24 protein-coding genes are annotated in these 20,477 nt (G+C 65.8%); 16 read left to right on the top strand and 8 right to left on the bottom strand.

The features are described from left to right. Positions 1-248: 248 nt before the first annotated feature. Together greB and ACLIIZ_RS09920 are read right to left on the bottom strand one after the other, a co-directional pair. Positions 249-806 (bottom strand): transcription elongation factor GreB, encoded by a 558-nt coding sequence (gene greB / locus ACLIIZ_RS09925; RefSeq protein ID WP_416691942.1) that lies wholly within the window; start codon positions 804-806, stop codon positions 249-251. Next, entirely contained in the window at positions 806-1,114 is a 309-nt protein-coding gene (locus ACLIIZ_RS09920) for a hypothetical protein (RefSeq protein ID WP_416691941.1), read from the bottom strand. Before ACLIIZ_RS09920 ends, greB begins: the two co-directional genes overlap by 1 nt. Before the next feature lie 68 nt (positions 1,115-1,182). On the opposite strand from ACLIIZ_RS09920, the gene ACLIIZ_RS09915 reads away from it, so the two are divergent. The 11 genes from ACLIIZ_RS09915 (at position 1,183) to ACLIIZ_RS09865 (ending at position 8,604) form a co-directional block, all read left to right on the top strand. Further along, on the top strand, positions 1,183-1,404 hold the full coding sequence (locus tag ACLIIZ_RS09915) for a YdcH family protein (protein ID WP_416691940.1): 222 nt from the start codon (positions 1,183-1,185) through the stop codon (positions 1,402-1,404). A gap of 92 nt (positions 1,405-1,496) precedes the next feature. Beyond that, a complete protein-coding gene (locus ACLIIZ_RS09910) occupies positions 1,497-1,766 on the top strand; it encodes a hypothetical protein (protein ID WP_416691939.1) in 270 nt (89 codons plus the stop codon). A 25-nt stretch (positions 1,767-1,791) separates the two neighbouring features. Beyond that, entirely contained in the window at positions 1,792-2,838 is a 1,047-nt protein-coding gene (locus tag ACLIIZ_RS09905; RefSeq protein WP_416691938.1) for an aldo/keto reductase, read from the top strand. Beyond that, positions 2,835-3,629 carry a ferritin-like domain-containing protein gene (locus ACLIIZ_RS09900; RefSeq protein ID WP_416691937.1) on the top strand — a complete coding sequence of 265 codons (795 nt, stop codon included), beginning with the start codon at positions 2,835-2,837 and terminating at the stop codon, positions 3,627-3,629. The genes ACLIIZ_RS09905 and ACLIIZ_RS09900 overlap by 4 nt, the downstream gene beginning before the upstream one ends. Before the next feature lie 193 nt (positions 3,630-3,822). Next, the gene (locus tag ACLIIZ_RS09895; RefSeq protein WP_416691936.1) at positions 3,823-5,673 is read left to right on the top strand and encodes a DEAD/DEAH box helicase; all 1,851 of its coding nucleotides are present in this window, start codon (positions 3,823-3,825) and stop codon (positions 5,671-5,673) included. Between the two features lie 445 nt (positions 5,674-6,118). Next, positions 6,119-6,370: a hypothetical protein gene (locus tag ACLIIZ_RS09890; protein WP_416691935.1), complete on the top strand. Its 252-nt coding sequence runs from the start codon at positions 6,119-6,121 to the stop codon at positions 6,368-6,370. A 20-nt stretch (positions 6,371-6,390) separates the two neighbouring features. Continuing rightward, positions 6,391-7,008 (top strand): 30S ribosomal protein S4, encoded by a 618-nt coding sequence (gene rpsD, locus ACLIIZ_RS09885; RefSeq protein ID WP_416691934.1) that lies wholly within the window; start codon positions 6,391-6,393, stop codon positions 7,006-7,008. A gap of 20 nt (positions 7,009-7,028) precedes the next feature. Continuing rightward, entirely contained in the window at positions 7,029-7,271 is a 243-nt protein-coding gene (gene hemP, locus ACLIIZ_RS09880) for a hemin uptake protein HemP (protein WP_416691933.1), read from the top strand. Positions 7,272-7,533: 262 nt separating this feature from the next. Beyond that, on the top strand, positions 7,534-7,737 hold the full coding sequence (locus ACLIIZ_RS09875) for a hypothetical protein (protein WP_416691932.1): 204 nt from the start codon (positions 7,534-7,536) through the stop codon (positions 7,735-7,737). Beyond that, positions 7,721-8,188: a hypothetical protein gene (locus ACLIIZ_RS09870; protein WP_416691931.1), complete on the top strand. Its 468-nt coding sequence runs from the start codon at positions 7,721-7,723 to the stop codon at positions 8,186-8,188. The genes ACLIIZ_RS09875 and ACLIIZ_RS09870 overlap by 17 nt, the downstream gene beginning before the upstream one ends. After that, positions 8,185-8,604: a hypothetical protein gene (locus ACLIIZ_RS09865; RefSeq protein WP_416691930.1), complete on the top strand. Its 420-nt coding sequence runs from the start codon at positions 8,185-8,187 to the stop codon at positions 8,602-8,604. Before ACLIIZ_RS09870 ends, ACLIIZ_RS09865 begins: the two co-directional genes overlap by 4 nt. Before the next feature lie 114 nt (positions 8,605-8,718). Here ACLIIZ_RS09865 and ACLIIZ_RS09860 read toward each other — a convergent pair whose 3' ends face one another. Next, positions 8,719-9,135 carry a DsrE family protein gene (locus tag ACLIIZ_RS09860; protein ID WP_416691929.1) on the bottom strand — a complete coding sequence of 139 codons (417 nt, stop codon included), beginning with the start codon at positions 9,133-9,135 and terminating at the stop codon, positions 8,719-8,721. A gap of 192 nt (positions 9,136-9,327) precedes the next feature. On the opposite strand from ACLIIZ_RS09860, the gene ACLIIZ_RS09855 reads away from it, so the two are divergent. From ACLIIZ_RS09855 to ACLIIZ_RS09835, 5 genes are read left to right on the top strand one after another with little or no spacing between them, the layout of a single operon-like run. Further along, positions 9,328-11,385, top strand: coding sequence for a TonB-dependent receptor (locus ACLIIZ_RS09855; RefSeq protein WP_416691928.1), 2,058 nt, complete (start codon positions 9,328-9,330; stop codon positions 11,383-11,385). Next, positions 11,385-12,371: an ABC transporter substrate-binding protein gene (locus ACLIIZ_RS09850; protein ID WP_416691927.1), complete on the top strand. Its 987-nt coding sequence runs from the start codon at positions 11,385-11,387 to the stop codon at positions 12,369-12,371. The genes ACLIIZ_RS09855 and ACLIIZ_RS09850 overlap by 1 nt, the downstream gene beginning before the upstream one ends. Continuing rightward, on the top strand, positions 12,368-13,189 hold the full coding sequence (locus tag ACLIIZ_RS09845; protein ID WP_416691926.1) for an ABC transporter permease: 822 nt from the start codon (positions 12,368-12,370) through the stop codon (positions 13,187-13,189). The genes ACLIIZ_RS09850 and ACLIIZ_RS09845 overlap by 4 nt, the downstream gene beginning before the upstream one ends. Before the next feature lie 11 nt (positions 13,190-13,200). Continuing rightward, a complete protein-coding gene (locus ACLIIZ_RS09840; RefSeq protein WP_416691925.1) occupies positions 13,201-13,923 on the top strand; it encodes an ABC transporter ATP-binding protein in 723 nt (240 codons plus the stop codon). Then, positions 13,920-15,134, top strand: a complete 1,215-nt coding sequence (locus tag ACLIIZ_RS09835) for an NnrS family protein (protein WP_416691924.1) — start codon at positions 13,920-13,922, stop codon at positions 15,132-15,134. The genes ACLIIZ_RS09840 and ACLIIZ_RS09835 overlap by 4 nt, the downstream gene beginning before the upstream one ends. On the opposite strand, the gene ACLIIZ_RS09830 is transcribed toward ACLIIZ_RS09835, so the two are convergent. The 5 genes from ACLIIZ_RS09830 to ACLIIZ_RS09810 are packed head-to-tail and all read right to left on the bottom strand — an operon-like array spanning position 15,068 to position 20,443. Next, complete coding sequence (locus ACLIIZ_RS09830) at positions 15,068-16,693, bottom strand: PepSY-associated TM helix domain-containing protein (protein WP_416691923.1); 1,626 nt, start codon at positions 16,691-16,693, stop codon at positions 15,068-15,070. The two genes, ACLIIZ_RS09835 and ACLIIZ_RS09830, sit on opposite strands and share 67 nt — an antisense overlap. Before the next feature lie 4 nt (positions 16,694-16,697). Beyond that, positions 16,698-17,003 (bottom strand): hypothetical protein, encoded by a 306-nt coding sequence (locus tag ACLIIZ_RS09825; RefSeq protein WP_416691922.1) that lies wholly within the window; start codon positions 17,001-17,003, stop codon positions 16,698-16,700. Beyond that, entirely contained in the window at positions 17,000-17,284 is a 285-nt protein-coding gene (locus ACLIIZ_RS09820; RefSeq protein WP_416691921.1) for a hypothetical protein, read from the bottom strand. Before ACLIIZ_RS09820 ends, ACLIIZ_RS09825 begins: the two co-directional genes overlap by 4 nt. Before the next feature lie 31 nt (positions 17,285-17,315). Continuing rightward, positions 17,316-18,251: an alpha/beta hydrolase gene (locus tag ACLIIZ_RS09815; protein ID WP_416691920.1), complete on the bottom strand. Its 936-nt coding sequence runs from the start codon at positions 18,249-18,251 to the stop codon at positions 17,316-17,318. Next, complete coding sequence (locus tag ACLIIZ_RS09810; RefSeq protein WP_416691919.1) at positions 18,248-20,443, bottom strand: TonB-dependent siderophore receptor; 2,196 nt, start codon at positions 20,441-20,443, stop codon at positions 18,248-18,250. Before ACLIIZ_RS09810 ends, ACLIIZ_RS09815 begins: the two co-directional genes overlap by 4 nt. Positions 20,444-20,477 lie beyond the last annotated feature (34 nt).

The raw sequence follows: 20,477 nt of genomic DNA, 5'->3' as shown, positions 1-20,477 counted from the left end.
TCGCACCAAGACACCCACACCTATCGGTTGTCCTAACTTTTAAAGATCAATCCCGCCGCGCCGTCGCTTTCACTTCGTCATCAGCAGAGAAGCGAGATTATGAAGCAACTTCTCACTTCCGTCAAGCACTTCAGCAAAATTTCTTTCACCTCACCGCTTGCCTCACTCCGCCGAAAACCCCGGCACCGCAAGGAAGGTGCGCATTCTACACATCAAATTTGGCGCGTCAACACGTTTCGGAAAAAAACTTAATCCAGGGCTCGGTAACGCACTTCGACGATGTCGATCTCACGGATGCCAACCGGGCTTTGAAAGCGGATTGAATCCCCCTCGCGCGCCTTGATCAACGCGCGTGCCAGTGGCGATATCCAACTGATGCGCCCTAGTGAAGCATCAGCCTCGTCGATACCGACAATGGTGTAGGTATTTTCTGCGCCCTGCGCATCGGCAACCGTAACGGTGGCACCAAAGAAGACCTGATCATTATCTCCCTGCCGCAGGGGATCGACGATCTCCGCAATGTCCAGGCGTTTGGTCAGGAAACGGATGCGCCTATCGATCTCGCGCAAACGGCGCTTGCCATAGATATAGTCACCATTCTCCGAACGGTCGCCATTGGAGGCGGCCCAGGCGACGATTTCGACGACATGCGGCCGTTCACGCTTGACCAGATGTTCCAGCTCGGATTTCAGCCGGGCATGCCCGGCCGGCGTGATGTAGTTGCGGGTTCCCGGAGGGATGCGCAAGGCTGGTTGGAGCTCCTCGTCGTCATCCCCTTCGCTTTCGCGGACGAAAGCCTTGTTCATCAATAACCGATACTGTATTGCTCGACATCGACCCGGATCAGGTCGCGCCCGAGAATGGCCGCCGTGTTGCGGGCGAACTGTTCGGCCCAGGCAGCCTGCTCGCGGAAACGGCCGGCGCCGGCGTACTTGGCAACACTGAGGATGCGATCGACTGCCAGAATTTTGCCGGTCGGGGTCGAGACGTCGCATTCGAGCGCGACAAATTCACGGTCGAACCACTGACGCGCCTCGTCGGCGGCCCCGGCATCTGTCAGGCGGTATTCGAATTCTTCGCCCTTGCCGAACGAGACGATGATGTGGTGCTGCATTATGTTCTCCTCCTGTTCTTGGTTCGGTTATTCTAAGCAAAAGCGCATATGCTGTCAGGAGCCACACCATGTCCCTCCATCCGCTCAGCGACGAGGAAATCAGTGATATCCGGCTGCAGCTCAACGAGTTGCGGGTGGAACACCGCGACCTTGATCTGGTGATCACCCATCTGATCGAAAATCCGCCGCCGGATGAATTGCTGGTGCGGCGGCTGAAGAAGCGCAAGCTGGTGCTCAAGGACCGCATATTGCTTCTGGAACAGATGCTGGTACCCGACATTCCCGCCTGAGCATCCTCCGCACATTCAAAACACACATATATATAGCAGTGCATTTCCCCGACAACGCTTTCGGCGACCCTTTCGACATTTCGCGCCTTCCCTTGCGCCGCCCTGCAACCGGCTACGCGGTGCAGATGCTCGATACCGACACCCTGCTCGACTGCCAGCGCAATGAGTTCATGCCCGTCAGGACAAGCAGCCTGCAGGCCTTGTTCGACGACTTTCCGTCGGCCAGGGAAGCTGCCGCCAACTGGGTACGGCAGCATTGCTCCTCGCCCGACGCACATCGGCTGGCCATCGTCCCCGCCAGCTACGACCCGGTGCTGCAGCGTCATATCCTGATTTACGGCGTGCTCACCGATCACCCCTGACCCACCGTTACCGGAGCCCAAGACCATGAGCCTGTTCCATCGCCGCCCGCTCGGGCGCAGTTCGCTGTCCGTTCCCGACGTCTGTCTCGGCACGATGACCTTCGGCGAGCAGACCACCGAGGCCGACGCCCACGCCCAGCTCGACTACGCGCTGGAACATGGGGTCAATTTCATCGACACCGCCGAAATGTACGCCGTGCCGCCGCGCGCCTCGACTTGCGGCGCCTCGGAAGGCATCGTCGGCCGCTGGCTGAAGCGGCAGGCGCGGGAGAAGATCATCGTCGCCACCAAGGTCGCCGGCCCCAGCCGCAACCTCGACTGGATCCGCGGTGGTCCGCTGGCGCTGGATCGCACCAACATCCGTGCCGCCATCGAAGGCTCGCTGCAGCGCCTGCAGACGGATTACGTGGACATCTATCAACTGCACTGGCCGGAGCGCAACCAGCCGATGTTTGGCCAGTGGCAGTACGACCCGGCCAAGGAACGCGAATGCACGCCGGTCCGCACCCAGCTCGAAGCGCTGGCCGAACTGGTGGCCGAGGGCAAGGTTCGGCATGTCGCGGTATCGAACGAACACCCCTGGGGCATCATGGAATTCACCCGGCTCGCCGACGAGTTCGGACTGCCGCGCATCGTGTCGACGCAGAACGCCTACAGCCTGCTCAACCGCACTCACGAAACGGCGATGACGGAAACCTGCCATCGCGAAAAGGTCGGCCTGCTCGCCTACTCGCCGCTCGCCTTCGGCCACCTGACCGGCAAGTATCTGGCCGACCCGGCTGCAGCGGGCCGCCTCACGCAATGGCCGAATTTCGGCCAGCGCTACACCAAGCCCAACGTCGCCCCGGCGGTCGCCGCCTACGTCGAACTGGCGCGCAGCCACGCCCTGACGCCGACGCAACTGGCGCTCGGCTTCGTCCGCTCGCGCTGGTTCGTCGCCAGCACCATCATCGGTGCCTCGTCGCTGGCCCAGCTCAAGGAGACACTACCGGCGACGCTGACGCCGATACATGGTGAACTGCTCGAAGCGATCGACGCCATCCACCTGCGCTACACCAACCCGGCACCGTGAGCGGGTCGCTATTTACGCGCCTGGCTGCGGCACTGGCGACCACGGAAATCGACGAGAAGCTGGCGCTGACCACCGGCATCGCGGCCGACTGGCGCGCCGGCCGGCTCGACTGGCGGGACGAGACGCCGCTCGAACTACGCTGCGGCAGGCCGGCGCGGCCCGAGATCGTGCCGCCGAAAGCCGTGCCGCAACGCAGCCCGACGACGCCGGAAGGGCGCGCCCGGCTGCTGCACGCGATCGTCCATATCGAATTCACCGCGATCAACCTGGCGCTCGACCACGCCGCCCGCTTCCGCGGCCTGCCGCAAGCCTATTACGCCGACTGGATCGGCGTCGCCGCCGAGGAAGCCGAGCACTTCTCGCTGCTACGCGAACGGCTCGCCAGCTACGGCCACGATTACGGCGATTTCCCGGCCCACGCCGGCCTCTGGGAAATGGCCGAGAAGACCGCCCACGACCCGCTCGCCCGCATGGCGCTGGTGCCGCGCCTGCTCGAAGCACGCGGCCTCGACGCGACGCCGCCGATCCAGCGCCGCCTGGTCGAGAACGGCGACGAGGCAAGCGCCCGCGCCCTCGACATCATCCTGCGCGACGAAATCGGTCACGTCGGCCTCGGCGACCGCTGGTTCCGGACCTTCTGCGAGCAGCGTGGAAGCGATGCCGAAACCACCTACCGCGAGCTGCTGCATACCTACAAGGCACCGCGCCCGGCCACGCCGATGAACGAAAAAGCCCGCCTGCAGGCCGGTTTCAGCGCCGCCGAACTGGCAGCACTGGCAAAAAAAAGGTAGAATAATCAGTTCAATGCGTTGATGCATCGCCCGCAGTAACTCCGAGCAGCCCCCGGTTTTTCAGGTTCTTGTGCAGGATTCACCCCATTGATTTATTCCCCGGCATGGCTGCGTCGGGGTCACCCAGGCCGCCCGCGATACGGGCGAATACCGCTGCCCGTCGCGAACCGGCAGCGCGGAAAGGAACAGCATCATGACGTCTACCGTCGACAGCTTTGCCGAACTCGGCTTGAGCGAATCCCTGCTCAAGACCCTGAGCGAAATCGGTTACGAAACCCCCTCCCCCATCCAGGCCCAGTGCATTCCCGTCCTGCTCGACGGCCGCGACATGATCGGCATGGCGCAGACCGGCACCGGCAAGACCGCCGCCTTCGCGCTGCCCTTGATGGAAACCATCGACATCAAGGTCGCCAAGCCGCAGGCGCTGATCCTGACGCCGACGCGCGAACTGGCGATCCAGGTCGCCGAAGCGCTGCAGAGCTACGCCAAGAACCTGCCCGGCTTCCACGTGCTGCCGATCTACGGTGGCCAGAGCTACACCATCCAGCTGAAGCAACTGGCGCGCGGCGCCCACGTCATCGTCGGCACGCCGGGCCGGGTCATGGACCACCTGGAGCGCAAGACGCTCAATCTCGACCAGATGAAGACGCTGGTCCTCGACGAAGCCGACGAAATGCTGCGCATGGGCTTCATCGACGACGTCGAATGGATTCTCGAGCGCACCCCGGAACAGCACCAGACCGCGCTCTTTTCCGCCACCATGCCGGAACAGATCCGCCGCGTCGCCCAGAAATACCTGGTCGATCCCAAGGAAATCAAGATCAAGTCGGCCACCGCCACGGTCGCCGCCATCCGCCAGGTGTACTGGCAGGTTTCCGGCATGCACAAGCTCGACGCGCTGACCCGCATCCTCGAAGTCGAAGAAGACTTCGACGCCGCCATCATCTTCGTGCGCACCAAGACCGCTACCGTCGAACTCGCCGACAAGCTCAACGCCCGCGGCTACGCGGCTGCCGCGCTGAACGGCGACCTCAACCAGCAGATGCGCGAACGTGTCATCGACCAGTTGAAGTCCGGCGCCCTGGACATCGTCATCGCCACCGACGTTGCCGCCCGCGGCATCGACGTGCCGCGCGTCAGCCACGTCATCAACTACGACATTCCCTACGACACCGAAGCCTACGTGCACCGCATCGGCCGTACCGGCCGCGCCGGCCGCACCGGCAACGCGATCCTCTTCGTCGCCCCGCGCGAAATCCGCATGCTGCGCACCATCGAGCGTGCCACCCGGCAGCCGATCGCACCGCTGACCCTGCCCAGCCGCGCCGACGTGACCAACAAGCGCGTCGCCGACTTCAAGGCCAAGGTCGCTGAAGTCCTGGAAGCCGAGGGTCTCGATTTCTTCGCCAACATCGTCTCGCAACTGTGCGAGGAACAGGATGTCGGCGCCGAGGAAATCGCCGCCGCGTTGGCCATGATGGCGCAGGAAGGCAAGCCGCTGCAGATTGTTGGCGAAGACCCGGCGCCGCGCCCGTTCCGCGACGAACAGAGCGAGCGCCGCCCGGCCAGTTTCGCCGATCGCGAGCGCAAGCCGCGTTTCGAGGAACGTAGCGAACGACCGCGTTACGAAGAGCGTGGCGAACGCCCGCGCTTCGAAGACCGCCCGCCGCGCAGCGAGCGTCCGGCCCGGCCGGCGCCGGCCGGCGACATGGTGCGCTACCGCATCGATGTCGGCCGCGACCACGGCGTCGAAGTGCGCGACATCGTCGGCGCGATTGCCAACGAAGCTGGCATCGAAAGCCGCTTCATCGGCCGCATCGGCCTTTACGAAGAATCGAGCACGGTCGAACTGCCGGCCGGCATGCCCGCCGAAGCTGCCAATGCGCTGAAGCGTACCCGCATCCGCGGCGTGCCGATCAACCTGCGCCAGGACGAAGGTCGCCCAACCGGCAGCTTCGGTGGCGAGCGGAAATCCGGCGCTGGCGGCGAACGCAAGTTCGACGGCGAACGGAAATTCAAGAAGAAGCCGTTCGCCGACCGCTGAACGCAGGGTAGCTACCACAAAAGGCAGCGGCGCCCCGCAATGCCGTTCAGCTAGGGTCTTTTTCTGGTAACGAACGGTGTAGCGTTTTGGCAGGGCTTTGACGATACGGGGGCATTGACGCCCCCGTCGTTTTTTGACGATGACAAACTGCATCTGAACAAAGCAATCAAACCGGCGCCACTCACGAAATGAACGACGGCTCGCTGGTGTAGCGTCCGGAACCAGGCAAGGCCGCGACGGACGACCGGCGCCGCCTGGAGCACGCTCGGACTCCCCGCCTTGCTGCCGACCGACCGCCAACACGAGACGAAGCCGATCGGCATAAAACGCTTGACAAACGAACGACAACTGCGAATAATTCGCATTCTGTTAGCCAGCTAGCGTCTTTTCCGCAAGCCAGCCAGTTTCCCCGAAACGTCTGGAGTGCCCCATGGAAAACGCCGACATGTCCCTCGAACTCCGGCTGGCTGCCGTCATCCATCTGCTGTCCTCGTCCGCGCTGCGCGGCGCCACCTTCCACAAGACGGAAGCCCTGCGCGCCCATCTGCGCAGCGTGGCCGACAGCGACGGCCTCAACCCCTACCTGAAAAGCACGCTGCAGGAAGTCCTCGGCGGTTGGGAAGCGGTTTCCTGCCACCCGGCATCGATTCCCGTCGATTTCCATTCCCTGGCCGAACCCGGCTACCAAACCCACTGACAATTTCCAGAGAGAGCTTCATGTCCCGTTATACCGGCCCCCGCCTCAAAGTCCTGCGTGCCCTCGGCGTCGACCTGCCCGGCCTGTCGCGCAAATCGATGCAGGAAAGAGCCCAGCCACCCGGACAGCACGGTGCGCGCAAGGTCACCGCGCGCAAATCGGAATTCGGCCTGCAACTGATGGAAAAGCAGAAACTGCGCTACAACTACGGGCTGACCGAACGCCAGTTGCGCCGTACCGTCGCCGATGCCAAGAAGCACCGCGGCGCCACCGGCGACAAGCTGGTCGAACTGCTCGAACGCCGTCTCGACAACCTGGTCTTCCGCGCCGGCTTCGCGCCGACCATCCCGGCCGCCCGGCAGTTGGTCAGCCACGGCCATTTCCAGTTGAACGGCAAACGCGTCACTATTCCCTCGATCCGCCTGCGCGTCGGCGATGCCTTCGGGCCGACCGCAGCCGGCAGCAAGATCGACCTCGTCCGCGCCACGCTGGAAGACCCGGCGCTGGAACGCCCGGAATGGATCGCCCTCGACAGCGCCACCGCTACCGCACGCCTGAGCCATCTGCCCGGCGGCGACGCCGCCCCCTTCCCGCTCGACCTGCAGCGCGTCGTCGAGTATTACGCCACCCGGATGTAAGACTCTGAAAGGAACTCCCCATGGAACAGAACAAGCAGACCCTGCGGATTCCCTTCCTTCAGGCCACTGGTCCGCGTGGCACGCTGCACCTGAATCGCGACAAGACGCCCGTCTCAAGCCGCGAAGCCACCGACGTCTGCGGCGCCCGCTGCATTTCCAGCGATAGCCTGTTCGGCAACTGCAACGAAATCTGCATCCGTCACTGCGGCGCCGATTACCGCCTGCGCATCACTCGCCAGGACAAACTGATCCTGACCAAGTAAGCAAGCCCGAGCAAGCCGGAGCAGGTCGCTGACCCCGCCTGCTCCACCGGAGGGCGCCGATCACACGCCGGCGCCCTCCACCCGATTCCGTAGGCACAAATAGAAACAATTCTTATTTGACTGAATTTTCGGCAATCGGTATATTGAGATCAGTTCTCAATTATGGAGGTGACATCATGAACAGTCTGTTGATCAATACCGCCATCGCCGCGCTCCTGCTCTGGCTGATGATCGCCAGCGCCGCAGCCTGAGGAGGAATACCATGCCGAACAGCAATCTGTGGGCCGCCACCCTGAGTCTGGTCCTGATTCATGAAGAAACCGGTTGCCGGCAGTCGGCCCTGCATGCCGCCCGTCTGCTCGACCATCTCTGCGATCTGGAGATCGACGACGAGACACGCCAACTGTGCGAGCGCGCCAGCCTGCGCCTCGGCGATCCGGAGAAAGTGCATGCTTGCGCCGCTTAAGAACCGTGCCATCCTCGAACGCGAGGCGGCGCCGGACAACACACCGAGCAATCCCCTGCTCGCCGAGAACCTGGCCCTGCGCCATGCGCTGCGCCAGGCACGCAGCAGCCGCAAGCGTCTGCTGACCCTGCACGCCGCCCGTCTGGCCGCACTGGACGAGCGCCTGAACGCGCTGCTGAGCGAGCGCGACGCCCTGCGCCTGCGCCTCGAACAGCTCGAATCGGGTCAGGCCATCATCGAACTCGGGCAACAGTTGATGGCGGCGCGCGAGGCCGAGCAACAACTGATGGCCGCCATACAGCGCGTCTGGCAACTCGACAAAACCCTGTGCGCCGCGCATCGCGAATGCGAACGACTGGCCGGCGAACGCGACCGGCTCGCCCGCTGCCTGTGCCATCGGCCGGCGGACGCCGGATACCCCACCGTCAAGCAAGCGGAGCCCCGCGATTGAAAACCCATCTACTGACCCTGATCCTCGTCGCCAGCCTGAACCACAGCGCCTTCGCGCATGACCACCCGGTCGAGGACCTGCTGGAACTTCCCCACCCGCTACGCTCCCTGGTTCAGGGAGAACTGGCGCAAACGCTCAATGACGACCAGAAAGCCCAGGTCCAGACACTACGCAGCGAGATTCAGCCACAGTTCCTGGCCCTGATGGGCGAAGCGCTACCGATCCAGGAAAGGCTGCAAGCGGCAGCCAGCGATTACGACAACCGCAATCCGCCGTCAGCCGCCGACCTCGAACGCCTCGCCAGGATCCGCATCCGGATGAGCGAGATCATGGCTGGCGCCTACAACCGTCTCAAAGTGATCCTGGACGCCCCGAGCTGGCAGACGTTGCAGGCCGATCTGGCACATCGACGCTGAACGCTTCGCCGCCATCCGGCATGCGCACGCAAGCTCAAGCCGGACGACGACTGGCGCTTCTGAAAAAAATGGCGCTGACCGAAGCCAGCGCCATTTTTCATGCAGCGAGGCCGCTTAGAAAACAACGACCTTGCGTTGCGGTTCGAGCAGCGCCTTGCCCATCGCGTCCGGCTTGGCGGCGGTGACGCCATCCTTCAGCTGGTCCGGCGTATGGCCGCTGTTCGGCAGGTAGAGCGCGCAAACCGAAGCGGTCGCACCCTTCTTCATCGCGCCGTCGAGCATCTGCGCCGGCGTCACGTTCTGCGGCTTGAGGGTTTCGCCGCCAGCGCCCTTGAGCGCCAGATCGCCGGCCTTGTCGCACAGCAGGATATGCACCTGGCCCCCCTGGGCCTGCATCTGGGTCGCCAGTACCAGAGCGACGCCCTGGCTCATCGTACTGGCGGAATTGACGATCACGGTGACTGCCTGCCCTTCGGCCTGGGCGACACCGGCGGCGAGAGCGAAAGCGGCAGCAATGAGGGATTTTTTCATGGAAGGAGTCCTGTCAGGGGTTAAAAAGCGGGACCGCAGCGAGCGGCACACCGGCAGTATATTAGAACTTACTAATAAAATGATTTTTTGATTTGAATTAAATTGCGAACCATTCTCAACTGATAAAATGCAGGCAGTTTTCGTTCCGGCAAGCCAGCTCGACGCCAGCCAGCCCTTCCACTGGAGTCAGTCATGAACCTGCCGCGCCTCACCCTGCTTGCCGCATCCCTTGCCCTCGCCTTTTCCTCGGTCCATGCCGAAGAAACCACACTGTCCACGGTCAATGTCAGCGCCAAGGGCTATGCCGCTGCCGACCTGGAGACGCCAATCGCCACCAGCTCGCTCGAGCGCGACGAAATCGCCCGCCGGGGCGCCGCCAATGTCGGCGACGCCCTGCGCGGCGAGCCCGGCATTGCCGTCGCCAACGACAGCGGGCAAGGACAGAACCCGATCATCCGCGGCCTGGGCAAGGAAAGCATCGTTCTGCTGGTCGATGGCATGCGCCTCAATTCGGCGCAGCCGGCCGGCGCCATCGCCTCCTTCATGACACTGGGCCTGGCCGAGCGGGTCGAAGTCGTGCGCGGCGCGGCATCGACGCTTTACGGCACCGGCGCCCTGGGCGGCGCGATCAACGTGCTGCTGCCGCAGGCGAAATTCACCCCCGGCGTCGGCGTCGAAGCCGCAACGAGCTACGACAGCGCCAGCCAGGGCTGGCGCGGCAGCGCCGTGCTCAACGCCAGCCAGGGCGACCATGCCTTGATGCTGGGCGCCTCGCTGGCCCGCATCGACGATTACGACACGCCCCACGGCAAGGTCGAGCGCAGCGGCTACGATTCGAACGCCTTCATCGGCCAGTACCGTTTCCGCATCGACAGCCGGCAGCAGTTGCGCGTCTCGGCGCAAGTGCACCGGGACGAGGATGTCTGGTATCCGGGTTCGACGCGCCCGCACAAAAGTCCGCTGGTTGGCACAACGACGGTGCACTCGCCGGAACAGGAACGCCGTCTCTATGAACTCGGTTACCAGCGCAAGGGCGACGGCGAACGACCGCTCAACCTCGACCTGCGCGTCTACCGCCAGGACATGGAACGCGAAATCCGCTCCTATTCCAACAATCTGCAACGGGACATCGTCGTCAATAGCGTCACCTTCCGCACCGACGGTCTCGACGCCAAGGCCGACTGGCTGGTGCATCCGCAACACCTGCTCTCGTTCGGCATCAACGCCTGGGAAATGAGCGGCAACCCGGATCGCAGCATGGCCAGCGCTGCGCCGTTCACCACCTTGAGCGCCAACAATCCTTTTCAGGACGCGGAAATCCGCGCCTTTGGCGCCTACCTGCAGGACGACATGCGTTTCGGCAAGCTGAACCTCCTTGCCGGCCTGCGCTACGACACGGTCAAGGCCGACGCCGCCAGCATGAACAACGGCGCCCGCACGAGCGATCTTGACGGCAAGGACAGCGCGCTTTCCGGCAGTCTCGGCGCCATCTACGAAATCGCCCCGCTGCTGCGCCCCTACGCCAGTTACGCCCGCGCCTTCCGGGCACCGGGCATGCGCGAGCGTTATGAATCCGGCCTGCGCGGCGATGGTTATTACTATGCGGGCAGCCCGGAAGTCGAAGCCGAGAAAGCCGACCAGTTCGAAATCGGCCTCAAAGGCGCCAGCCGTGGCGTCGACTATCGCGTCGCCGCCTTCTACAACCGGATCGACAACTACATCACTGGCCAGATCCTCAGCGGTGCCGCCGCCAGCGCCGCCTGCGGCGCGGCCAACGCGGCGAATTGCAAGAAAACGGTGAACCTGGGCAGCGCGACGATCAAGGGCCTCGAAGCCAGCGTCCGCTGGCAGGTCGCCGCCGGCCACTGGCTGAACGCCGGCTACTCGCGCATCCGTGGCGAGAACGACGATCTCGACGAAGCGCTGTTCCAGATGCCCGCCGACGAAATTTCGCTCGGCTGGCAAGGCGCTGTGCTACCCGGCGTCAAGGCCGACTTCACGCTGCGCCTGGTCGACGAACAGAAGCGGGTGGCCACCCGCTTCACCAACGGTGCGGAAAACCGGACGGCCGGCTTCGTCACCGCCGACCTCGGCGCCACCTGGCAGTACGCGAAAAACCAGAGCCTGCGCCTGGCCGTCAAGAACATCGCCGACAAGGCCTACCACGAACACCTGACCGAAGGCCTCTCCAACCAGGAAATCCAGGCGCCGGGCCGCAGCGTCCAGCTCGCCTGGCGCGGGAGTTTCTGATGCGGCGCCTGCTCGTCGCCGCCCTGGCGCTCGCCGGCTGGCTGGCCGGACCGGCCGCCGCCGCCGGCAAGCTGCCGCTGCTGGTGCTGTCCGGCCCACCGGCCTCGGTCTCGACACCGCTCATCCATATGGTCGAGACCGGCGCCCTGCAGGCGGTCGCCGACAAGGTCGAATTCCGCCCCTGGAAAGACCCGGACCAGTTGCGCCTCATGGCCCTCGGCAAACAGGCGGATTTCGTGGCGATGCCGACCAATGTCGCCGCCAACCTCCACAACCGGGGCGTCCCGCTGCGCCTGATCAACGTGTCGACCTGGGGCGTGCTGTGGATGGTCTCGCGCGACGCCGGGGCGAAGACGCTGGCTGATTTCCGCGGCAAGGAAATCGCCATGCCCTTCCGCGCCGACATGCCGGACATCGTCTTCGAACTGCTGGCGCGCCGGCAGGGCCTGGATGCGAAAAAGGATTTCAAGCTGCGTTACGTCGCCTCGCCGCTCGACGCCATGCAGTTGCTGGTGACGCGGCGCGTCGACCACGCCCTGCTCGCCGAGCCGGCGGTGTCGATGGCGCTGCGCAAGACGCAATCCTTCCCGCTCAGCCTGATCGCCCCCGACCTCCACCGCAGCGTCGACCTGCAGCAGGAATGGGGACGCCTGTTCAAACGCGAGACGCGCATTCCGCAGGCCGGCATCGTCGCCCTCGGCGCGGCGGCCGCCGACCCCGCGTTGCAGGCGGCAGTGCTTGCCGCCTACGCCCGGTCGCTGGCCTGGTGCCAGCAAAACCCGCTGCAATGCGGCGCGATGGTCGCCAAACGCATCGACCTGCTGAGCCCGGAAGCCGTCGCCGACTCGCTGGCAGTCAGCCAGATGCGTTCGCTGCCGACGGCGGAAGCCCGCGCCGAACTCGAATTCTTCCTCGGCCAGTTGCACGCCGCCAACCCGGCGCTGATCGGCGGCAAGCTGCCCGGCCCCGCCTTCTACGCCCGATGAGCCGCCAGGCTGGACGGGCGCAGCGAGTGGTCGAGGCGCTCGCCGCCAGCGGCCATTACCTGTGGCGCGGCTGGGGCTCGCTGGCCAGTCTCTGCCTATTCCTCGCCGCCTGGGAAGAGACCGCCCAGGCCTTCGGGCCGTTGATCCTGCCGACGCCGATGGCCGCCTTCGCTACCCTCGGCGGCCTCCTCGACGACGGCGGCGCCTGGCCGGAAATCGCCGTCACGGCGCGCCGGGCGCTCGCCGGCTTCGCGCTTTCGCTCGGCGTCGGCAGCCTGCTCGGCCTGGCCGCCGGCGTTTCGATGACAGCCTCGATGATGGCCCGGCCGATCATCACCGTGCTCGCCGGCATGCCGCCGATCGCCTGGCTGATCCTCGCCCTGCTCTGGTTCGGCGCCGGTGACGGAACGCCGGTATTCACCGTCTTCATCGCCTGCTTCCCGATCGTCTTCGTCGGCGCCATGCAGGGCACGCGCACCCTCGACGGCCAGTTGCGGGAAGTGGCGCAGATGTTCGGTCTCTCGCCCTGGCTGAAGCTGACCGACGTCTATCTGCCGCACGTCGTTTCCTATCTCTTCCCGGCGTGGATCGCGGCGCTCGGCATGTCGTGGAAGATCGTCGTCATGGCCGAACTGCTGTCCACCGAGGACGGCATCGGCGCCGCGCTGGCCGTCTCGCGCAGCCATCTCGACACCGCCGCCTCGATGGCCTGGATCGTCGCCCTGGTCGGCACCCTGCTGGCCATCGAATACCTTCTGCTCGAACCGCTCAAGCGCCGCGTCGAGTCCTGGCGGGAGTTCGCATCATCAAGCAACTGAAGATTTCGGCGGTGCACCACCGCTTCGGCTACCAGCGCGTGCTCGAAGATATCGACCTCTGCGTGCAAGCCGGTCAGGCCGTCGCCCTGGTCGGCCCTTCCGGCTGCGGCAAGAGCACCCTGCTCAACCTCGCCGCCGGCCTGCTCAGCCCCTGGGAAGGACGCATCGACAGCAGCTTCGGGCAAGCCGCGATGATGTTCCAGCAACCGCGCCTGCTCCCCTGGAAACGCACGCTCGACAACATCGCCCTCGGTCTCAAGGCGCGCCGGACACCGATTGCCGAACGGCAGACCCGCGCCCGCCAGCTGGCTCACCGGATGGGTCTCGACGACGACGCTCTCGACAAGTTTCCCGCCGCCCTTTCCGGCGGCATGCAGAGCCGCGCCGCGCTGGCCCGCGCCTTTGCCGTCTCGCCCGACCTGCTGCTCCTTGATGAAGCCTTCGCCGCCCTCGACATCGGCCTAAAAAGCGAACTCTACGGATTGCTCGCGCGCGAGCGCGCAGCGGCCGGCAGCGCCGTGCTGATGATCACCCACGACCTGATGGAAGCCCTCCGCCTGGCCGACCGCATCCTGGTGATGAGCGGCAGCCCCGGCCGCATCGTCGCTCAACACCGGGTCGCCACGCCGGTCGGCGAACGCGACGACGCCTGGGTTTTCGCCCGTACCGCCGAATTCATCCGCTGGCCGGACATCCGCGCCGCCTTTGCCCTGCCGCCGCTGGCCGCCACATGAAAAACCGTACTTTTCCCGGACCAAGCGCAGCCCTCTGGCTCTGCCCCTGCCGCCCCTTCTTCCTGCTCACCGCCGCCCACGCCAGCATCGCCATGGCCTGGTGGCTGGGCAACCTGGCCGGTCTGCTGGCGCTGCCCGAGTTGCCGGGCGGCAGCGTCGTCTGGCACATCCACGAGATGCTGTTCGGCTTCGCCACCGCGGCGCTGGCTGGCTTCCTGCTCACCGCCGTGGTCGAATTCACCGGCACCCCGCCGGCCCCCCGGCAAACCGTGCAGATTCTGCTCCTCCTCTGGGCCGGCGGTCGCCTCGCCTACCTGCTGGCCGGCTGGCTCGGCGTCTGGCCAGCCGCCCTGTGCGACCTCGCTTTCCTCGGACTGCTGATGGTAAAAACCGGCGCCCCCCTGTGGCGCGACCCGCAACGCCGCCACCTGGCGTTTTTTCACGCACTCGCCGCGTTGACCGCGAGCCACGCCGGCTTCTACCTGGCGCTGGCGCGCGACGGCGACGCCATGGCCTGGCTGCGCCTGGCCATCGGCCTGCTGATGATGCTGATCGTCGTCGCCATGTCGCGCATCTCGATGCGCCTGGTCAACGACGTGCTCGAAGGCCAAGGCGGCATCACCGCCCCCTACCTGGCGCGACCGCCCCGCCGCAACCTGGCGACCTTCACCATCGCCCTCTACAGCCTCGGCGAATTCCTGCTCCCCGGCAACGCCGCCGGCGGCTGGCTGGCCCTGGCCGCTGCCGCCGCCATGCTCAACCTGCTCAACGACTGGCATGTCGGGCGGGCGCTGGGCCAACGCTGGGTGCTCGTTCCCTACCTGGTCTATTGGCTGATCGCGCTCGGCTACGGCCTCATCGGCAGCGGCCGGCTGGCCGGCGAAAACTGGCAGAGTGCCGGCCACCACCTGCTGCTGGCCGGCGCCATGGGGCTCGCCATCCTGTTCGTCATGGCCGTCGCCGGCCGCATGCACAGCGGTCACGGCCTCGATCACCGCCGCTGGCTGCCCGGCGCCGCCGCGCTGCTGATCGCCCTCGGCCTGCTGCGCGCCGCCGCCGGCCTGGCGGCCTTCGCCGCCGCCTACCTGACGCTGCTGAATCTGGCCGGTCTCCTCTGGCTGCTCGCCTGGGGCATCTACCTTGCCTACTCCTGGAGCGCACTCGCCGGCCCGCGGCCGGACGGCGGCAAGGGCTGCGACGAGGCCGGCTGAGCCCAGACGCTGTCGGCATGGCCGATCCGCATGCGCCGTGCGGTGTGGCCGGCGATCAGCAGGAAGACCGGGACCGCGGCGAGCGCCGTCAGGTCGATGACGCAGCCGATGCCCGGATGATGCCAGGCGCCGCCGATGCCCCAGACGCCGGCCAGACTGCTCAGCGGAATCAGCAAGGTGAGCAGGGCCGCCAGGCGGAGCAGTTCGACGGCGGCGCGCGGCGCGCCGCGCACGAAGGCCCAGGCGACGGCGGCGACGAAAAGCGCGTAGTAGATGCCTTCGTGCCACGCCGCCAGGTTATCGACCCGCTGCGGCAGCCACTTGGTCGCCGCCAGGGTCGCCGAAATGCCGACGACACAGCCGAGCGAAACGCCAACGGTCAGGCTGCCGAGCACCCGCGCCGAGCGCGTCTGCTCGGGCACGCCGTCGGCACGTTGCTTGCGGCGCCGCGATTCGATCCAGAGCAGGTTGCCGGTATAGAACAGCAAGGCGCCGGCCAGACCGAGCAGCAGGTAGAGCCAACGCACCGGATTGCCGCCGAAGCTGCCGAAATGCAGCATGAAGAAGGTGTTGACTGCAGTATCCCAGGGGTCCATCTGACCCGGCAGGTCGTGCGGATCGATTTCACCGGTATACGGATTCAGGTGCGTGCTGGCATAGGTGCGGGCGCGCGTGCCGTAGCGCGTGTCGAGGCCGGTGATGCTGGCTTCGAGCTGGCCGCCGGCCTGCTTGAAGCTGAAATTGAAGACGTCGAAACCGGGCTGCTGGGCATGCGCCAGACGCAGCAGTTCGACTGCCGGCAGCGGCCTGGCGTCCGGCGTCGGCGGCCCCGGCGGGGTTTCGCGCTGCCAGGGAACGCCCTGCTCATAGACCACAGCCCCCTGCACGTCGTAGAACTCGTCGTGGAAAGCGAAGACCACGCAGGTCAGCGCCATGACGACATGGAAAGGCAGGCTGACGACGCCCAGCGCGTTATGCACGTCCATCCACAAGCGCTTGATGTTATGGCCGATGCGCATGGCCAGGAGGTCCTTGGCCAGCGTCGGCAGGAAGATGATCAGCCCGGAGACCAGCGCCACCGCATAGAGCAGCGCCACCGCGCCCATGATCGGACGGGCCAGCGCATCGGGAAAAGGCAGGCCGACTAGCTGGTGCAGCGTGTCGACCAGTTGGGCAACCGGCGCCTTGCGCAGTTTCTCGACCTGCAGGCTGCCGTCGTCCGCGAAGCTGGCGCCGAACTCGGTGAACTGCCGGCGGCTCTTGCCCGGCTCGCGCCAGATCACCCGTGCCGGCGCATCGACCGTCGGCTCGACGACGATCAGGTAGTTCTTCGCCGCCTGCGGATGCTCGGCGAGCACCGCCTGCAGCAAGACCTCGGCACGTGCCAGCGGCGGCGGCGCGGCCAGCGACGAAGGCGGCGTTGCCCAGCGTTCGAGCGGTTTCTCGAACATCGTGATGGCACCGGCGTAGAAGGCGATGAACAGCATCAGCCCGCTGAGGATGCCGACCCAGATGTGCACATCCTTGTACACCTTGATGACGTCGTTGCGAATTTTCATCGGCTCACCCCAGCAGTCCGCGAACACCGGCCAGCAGACCGCAGGCGACCAGGTTTGCTCCACCCAGCCAGAGCCAGGCGCGCCGGCTGTCGCGAAAAAGGAAGACAAAGCACAGGACGCCGGCCCATAGCGGCGCCATCAGCCACATGACGAACTGGATCTTGCCATTGCCGCCGGCAATGCCGCCGGGCGTCAGCCAGGCGCACAGTCCGCTGACGGCGACCGCCAGCGAAAACCCCAGCACCAGGCCGGCACAGGTCTTGCCGAACCAGTCGGCGCTGTCGAGTCGATGGCTACGCTGCGTCGTCATGCCGGCCTCCGCCGCCGATGCGCCCGCCACGCCCCGAGAAAAGGCGCCAGCGTGCCGACCAGCATCAACAGGCTGAGCCAGGTGGCGACCGCCGCCATCGCGCCCATCATCGTCAGCAACAGGAGCAGCGCGAGGAGCGCCAGCGCCGCCCCGGACCAGGCAAGGCCCCGCGCCGGCCGGCGCGGGGCGGCCAGCCATTGCTGCTGCGGCACGGCGAGGTAGAGCAGCCAAGCGCCGACGATGCCGGCCAGCGCTGCGAGCGTGTACAACCAGGGATTCATCGATTGTCATCCTTGAAACGGCAAGAGATCATCATTCGCCTTCCGACAGCCCGAACAGGAAAGGCGGCAGCGAGGCACCCAGGGTCTGCCCGTGCGACAACCCCGGCAAATCCAGAAGCTCGACGGCCAGCCCGCGTTGACGCAGCCTTGCGGCCAGCGCCGGAGCCGCGTCCGGCGGCACGCTGTGGCGCGCCCGTTGCATGATTTCGACGCTACCGGCATCGCGACCGGCCGCCAGCTTCCGCTCCCCCGCCCCGGCGCCCAGCCACAGCCGCAACCGGGTCTTGGCGGACCAGCGAGCAGCCGCGGCTTCCTCGCGCGACAACTGGCCATCGCCCCACCATAGCGAAGGATCGGCGGCCCCGTATTCGGCAAAAGCTTGCGGCCGGGTAAACAGGACATGGAGGACGAAGACGCCACCGTAGGAATGCCCCCACAAGGCCTGGCGCGCCGGATCGACCGGCGCCAGCGCGGCGACCTGCGGCATCGCCTGCCTCGTGATCAGCTCGAGAAAGGCGTCGGCGCCGCCGTTGCGGCGGCTGCCCAGCGGATCGCGCTGGGCCTCGTCTCCGCCCGGCCGGCGCGGCGTGTAGTCGAAGGCGCGGGCAGCGCCGTCGATGCGCAGATCGTTGTCGTGGGCGACGAAGACGATCACCGGCGCGGCGGGCCGGCGTGCCAGTTCGACCAGCGTGGCTGCGCCGACATCCATCAGGGCGGCGTTGCCGTCGAGCAGCCAGGCCACCGGATGACCGCTGACCGGTGCCGCCCCGGTCGGCAGCGCGACCCGCAGGCGGTAATGCCGCTCGCCATCGGCCGACGACAGGCGCAGCGTGGCAAAACGATAGCCGGCAACGCCGGTCTCGGCCACGGTGGTGCCGGTACGCTGGGCCAGGTTCGGCTGGGCGACGACGGGCTGCTGCATCAGCAGCAGGCCACCCAGCAGAGCGAGCAGGAAACGGTAGGTCACCAACTGAAGGTCGCCGTCGCGTTCACGGTGCGGCCGGTACCGTAGTAGCAGGAAGCGACGGTACCGCAGGTCGAGATGTACTGCTTGTCGGTCAGGTTGCTGACGTTGAGCGCGAGTTGTACCGGCAGCTTGCTGTCGCGGCCGATGACGTAGCGGATCGCCGCGTCCCACAAGGTGAACGAGGGAATCCGGTAGGCATTGGCGCTGTCGCCGTAGCTCCTGCCGTTGTAGCGCACCCCGGCGGCCAGGCTGAGGCCGGCCAGCGCGGCGTTGTGGAAGGTATAGTCGGCCCACAGCGAAGCGGTCTTGTCCGGCACCCGGGCCAGTTCCTTGCCGCGCAGGGCCGCCGTGCCGCGGATGACTTCGGAGTCCATCCAGGACAGCGCGCCGATGACGCTGAAGCCCCGGGTCAGCGTGACGCGACCTTCCAGTTCGACGCCGCGAACCTGGCTTTCTCCCCCCTGAATCTTGCACTGGCTGCTACCGGCCGGGCCACAGGTCGCGTTGCCGGTATCGTCGAGCAGGATGTTCTGCTGGCGCAGGTCGTAGACGGATAGCGTGACCAGTCCGTCGATACCCTTCGGCTGGTACTTCACGCCGATTTCCCATTGTTCGCCGGTGACCGGGTCGAAGGCCTTTCTGGCGGCATTCAGATCGGCATTGTTGCCCGACGGCTGGAAGGATTCGGCAAAACTGACGTAGGGCGCCAAGCCGTTGTCGGCGACATAGAGCAGGCCGGCGTTGCGGGTGAAGGCCTCGCTGTCGACCTGGGTCGGCGAGCGGCTCCCCCAGGTGTCGGTCGCCACCGTGTACGCCTGCGTCCAGGTGTCATCCTTGGCCCAGTCGTAGCGTCCGCCCAGCGTCAAGCGCCACTTGTCGACGGCAATCTGATCCTGCAGGTAGACACCGGTCTGCCGGTTAACACCGCCGAGGTAGGTGATGCTGGTGGTCACCGGCGTGAAGTGACTGTACACCGGATTGAAGATGTCGATCGCTCCCGGGTTGTTCATCGCGGCGCGGGCGCCAGTCCAGTCGGCCTTCTGCCAGTCGATGCCGGTCAGCAGGGTGTGCTCGAGCGGACCGGTCGCGAACTTGCCGGTCAGCCGGGTATCGACGGTATAACCGCGCGAATCGCCGTCACCCCAGACCGCGCGGCGGTTCTGCGTACGTCCGTCGGCATTCAGGGCGCCGTTGGTGACGACGGTGCGGAACAGCGACTGGACGTCGGTCAGACGTGCGCTCTGGCTGAATTTCCAGCGCTCGTTGAAGGCGTGCTCGAACTGGTAGCCGGCGGTCCAGATCGTCCGGTTGTAGGTATTCCAGTCCGGTTCACCGATGAAGGTGCTGTTCTTCATCCGCCCGTACTGGGTCGGCACCAGCGTGCCGGCCATCGGCAGGAACTGGTAGGTCGATCCGCCATGATCGCGCTGGTAAAGGCCGAGCAGGGTCAGCCGCGTCGCGTCGGAAAGCTGGAAGGTATAACTGGGCGCGATGAAGGAATGGTCTTCCTCGGTATGCTCGATCTGGGTGTCGCCCTGGCGGACCAGGCCGACCAGGCGGAAGAGATGCCGATCATCGTCGGAACCGCCGCCGAGATCGAAGGCGGCGTTGTACTGGCCGTGCCCATCGACGCCCAGGCGCAGAACACGCTCGCGCTCCCGATTCGGCATCTTGCTGACCTGGTTGACCATGCCGCCCGGCGCAACCTGGCCGTACATCACCGCCGCCGGCCCCTTGAGCACCTCGATCCGCTCGAGGTTCCAGCTGTCGATCATGGTCCGGTTCCACTGGCTGCCCTGCGGCGCCCGCATGCCGTCGATGGTGACGTTGTTGCCCCAGCTGCCGGCATCGAAACCACGGATACTGAAATCATCGACGCGATTGTCGATGCCGGTGCTTTCCAGTGCCACACCGGCAACGTAGCGCATCGCGTCATTGAGATTGCGGACGCCGCGCGCATCCATTTCCTCCCTGGCGATCACCGACACCGACTGGGCTGTCTCGGCTAGCGGAGTTTCGGTCTTGGTCGCACCGGAAGTCTGCTTGGTGGCCTGGTAGGCATTGACCGTCACCGAGCCGAGCATTTTGGCATCGCCGTCGGCTGGCACCTGGGCCACGGCAAGCGGAGGGAAGGCCGCCAGGACGGCCAGGAACAAGGACTTGCGATGCATGCGGTCAACGCGGGTTTTCATGAGATTTCTCGATACGTTCATTGATATTGCTGTT

The organism is Azonexus caeni, from assembly GCF_048146105.1.
GTDB lineage: Bacteria > Pseudomonadota > Gammaproteobacteria > Burkholderiales > Rhodocyclaceae > Azonexus > Azonexus aromaticus_B.
Note: the sequence above shows the minus strand (reverse complement) of the source record. Positions and strands in the feature narration are given on the sequence as shown.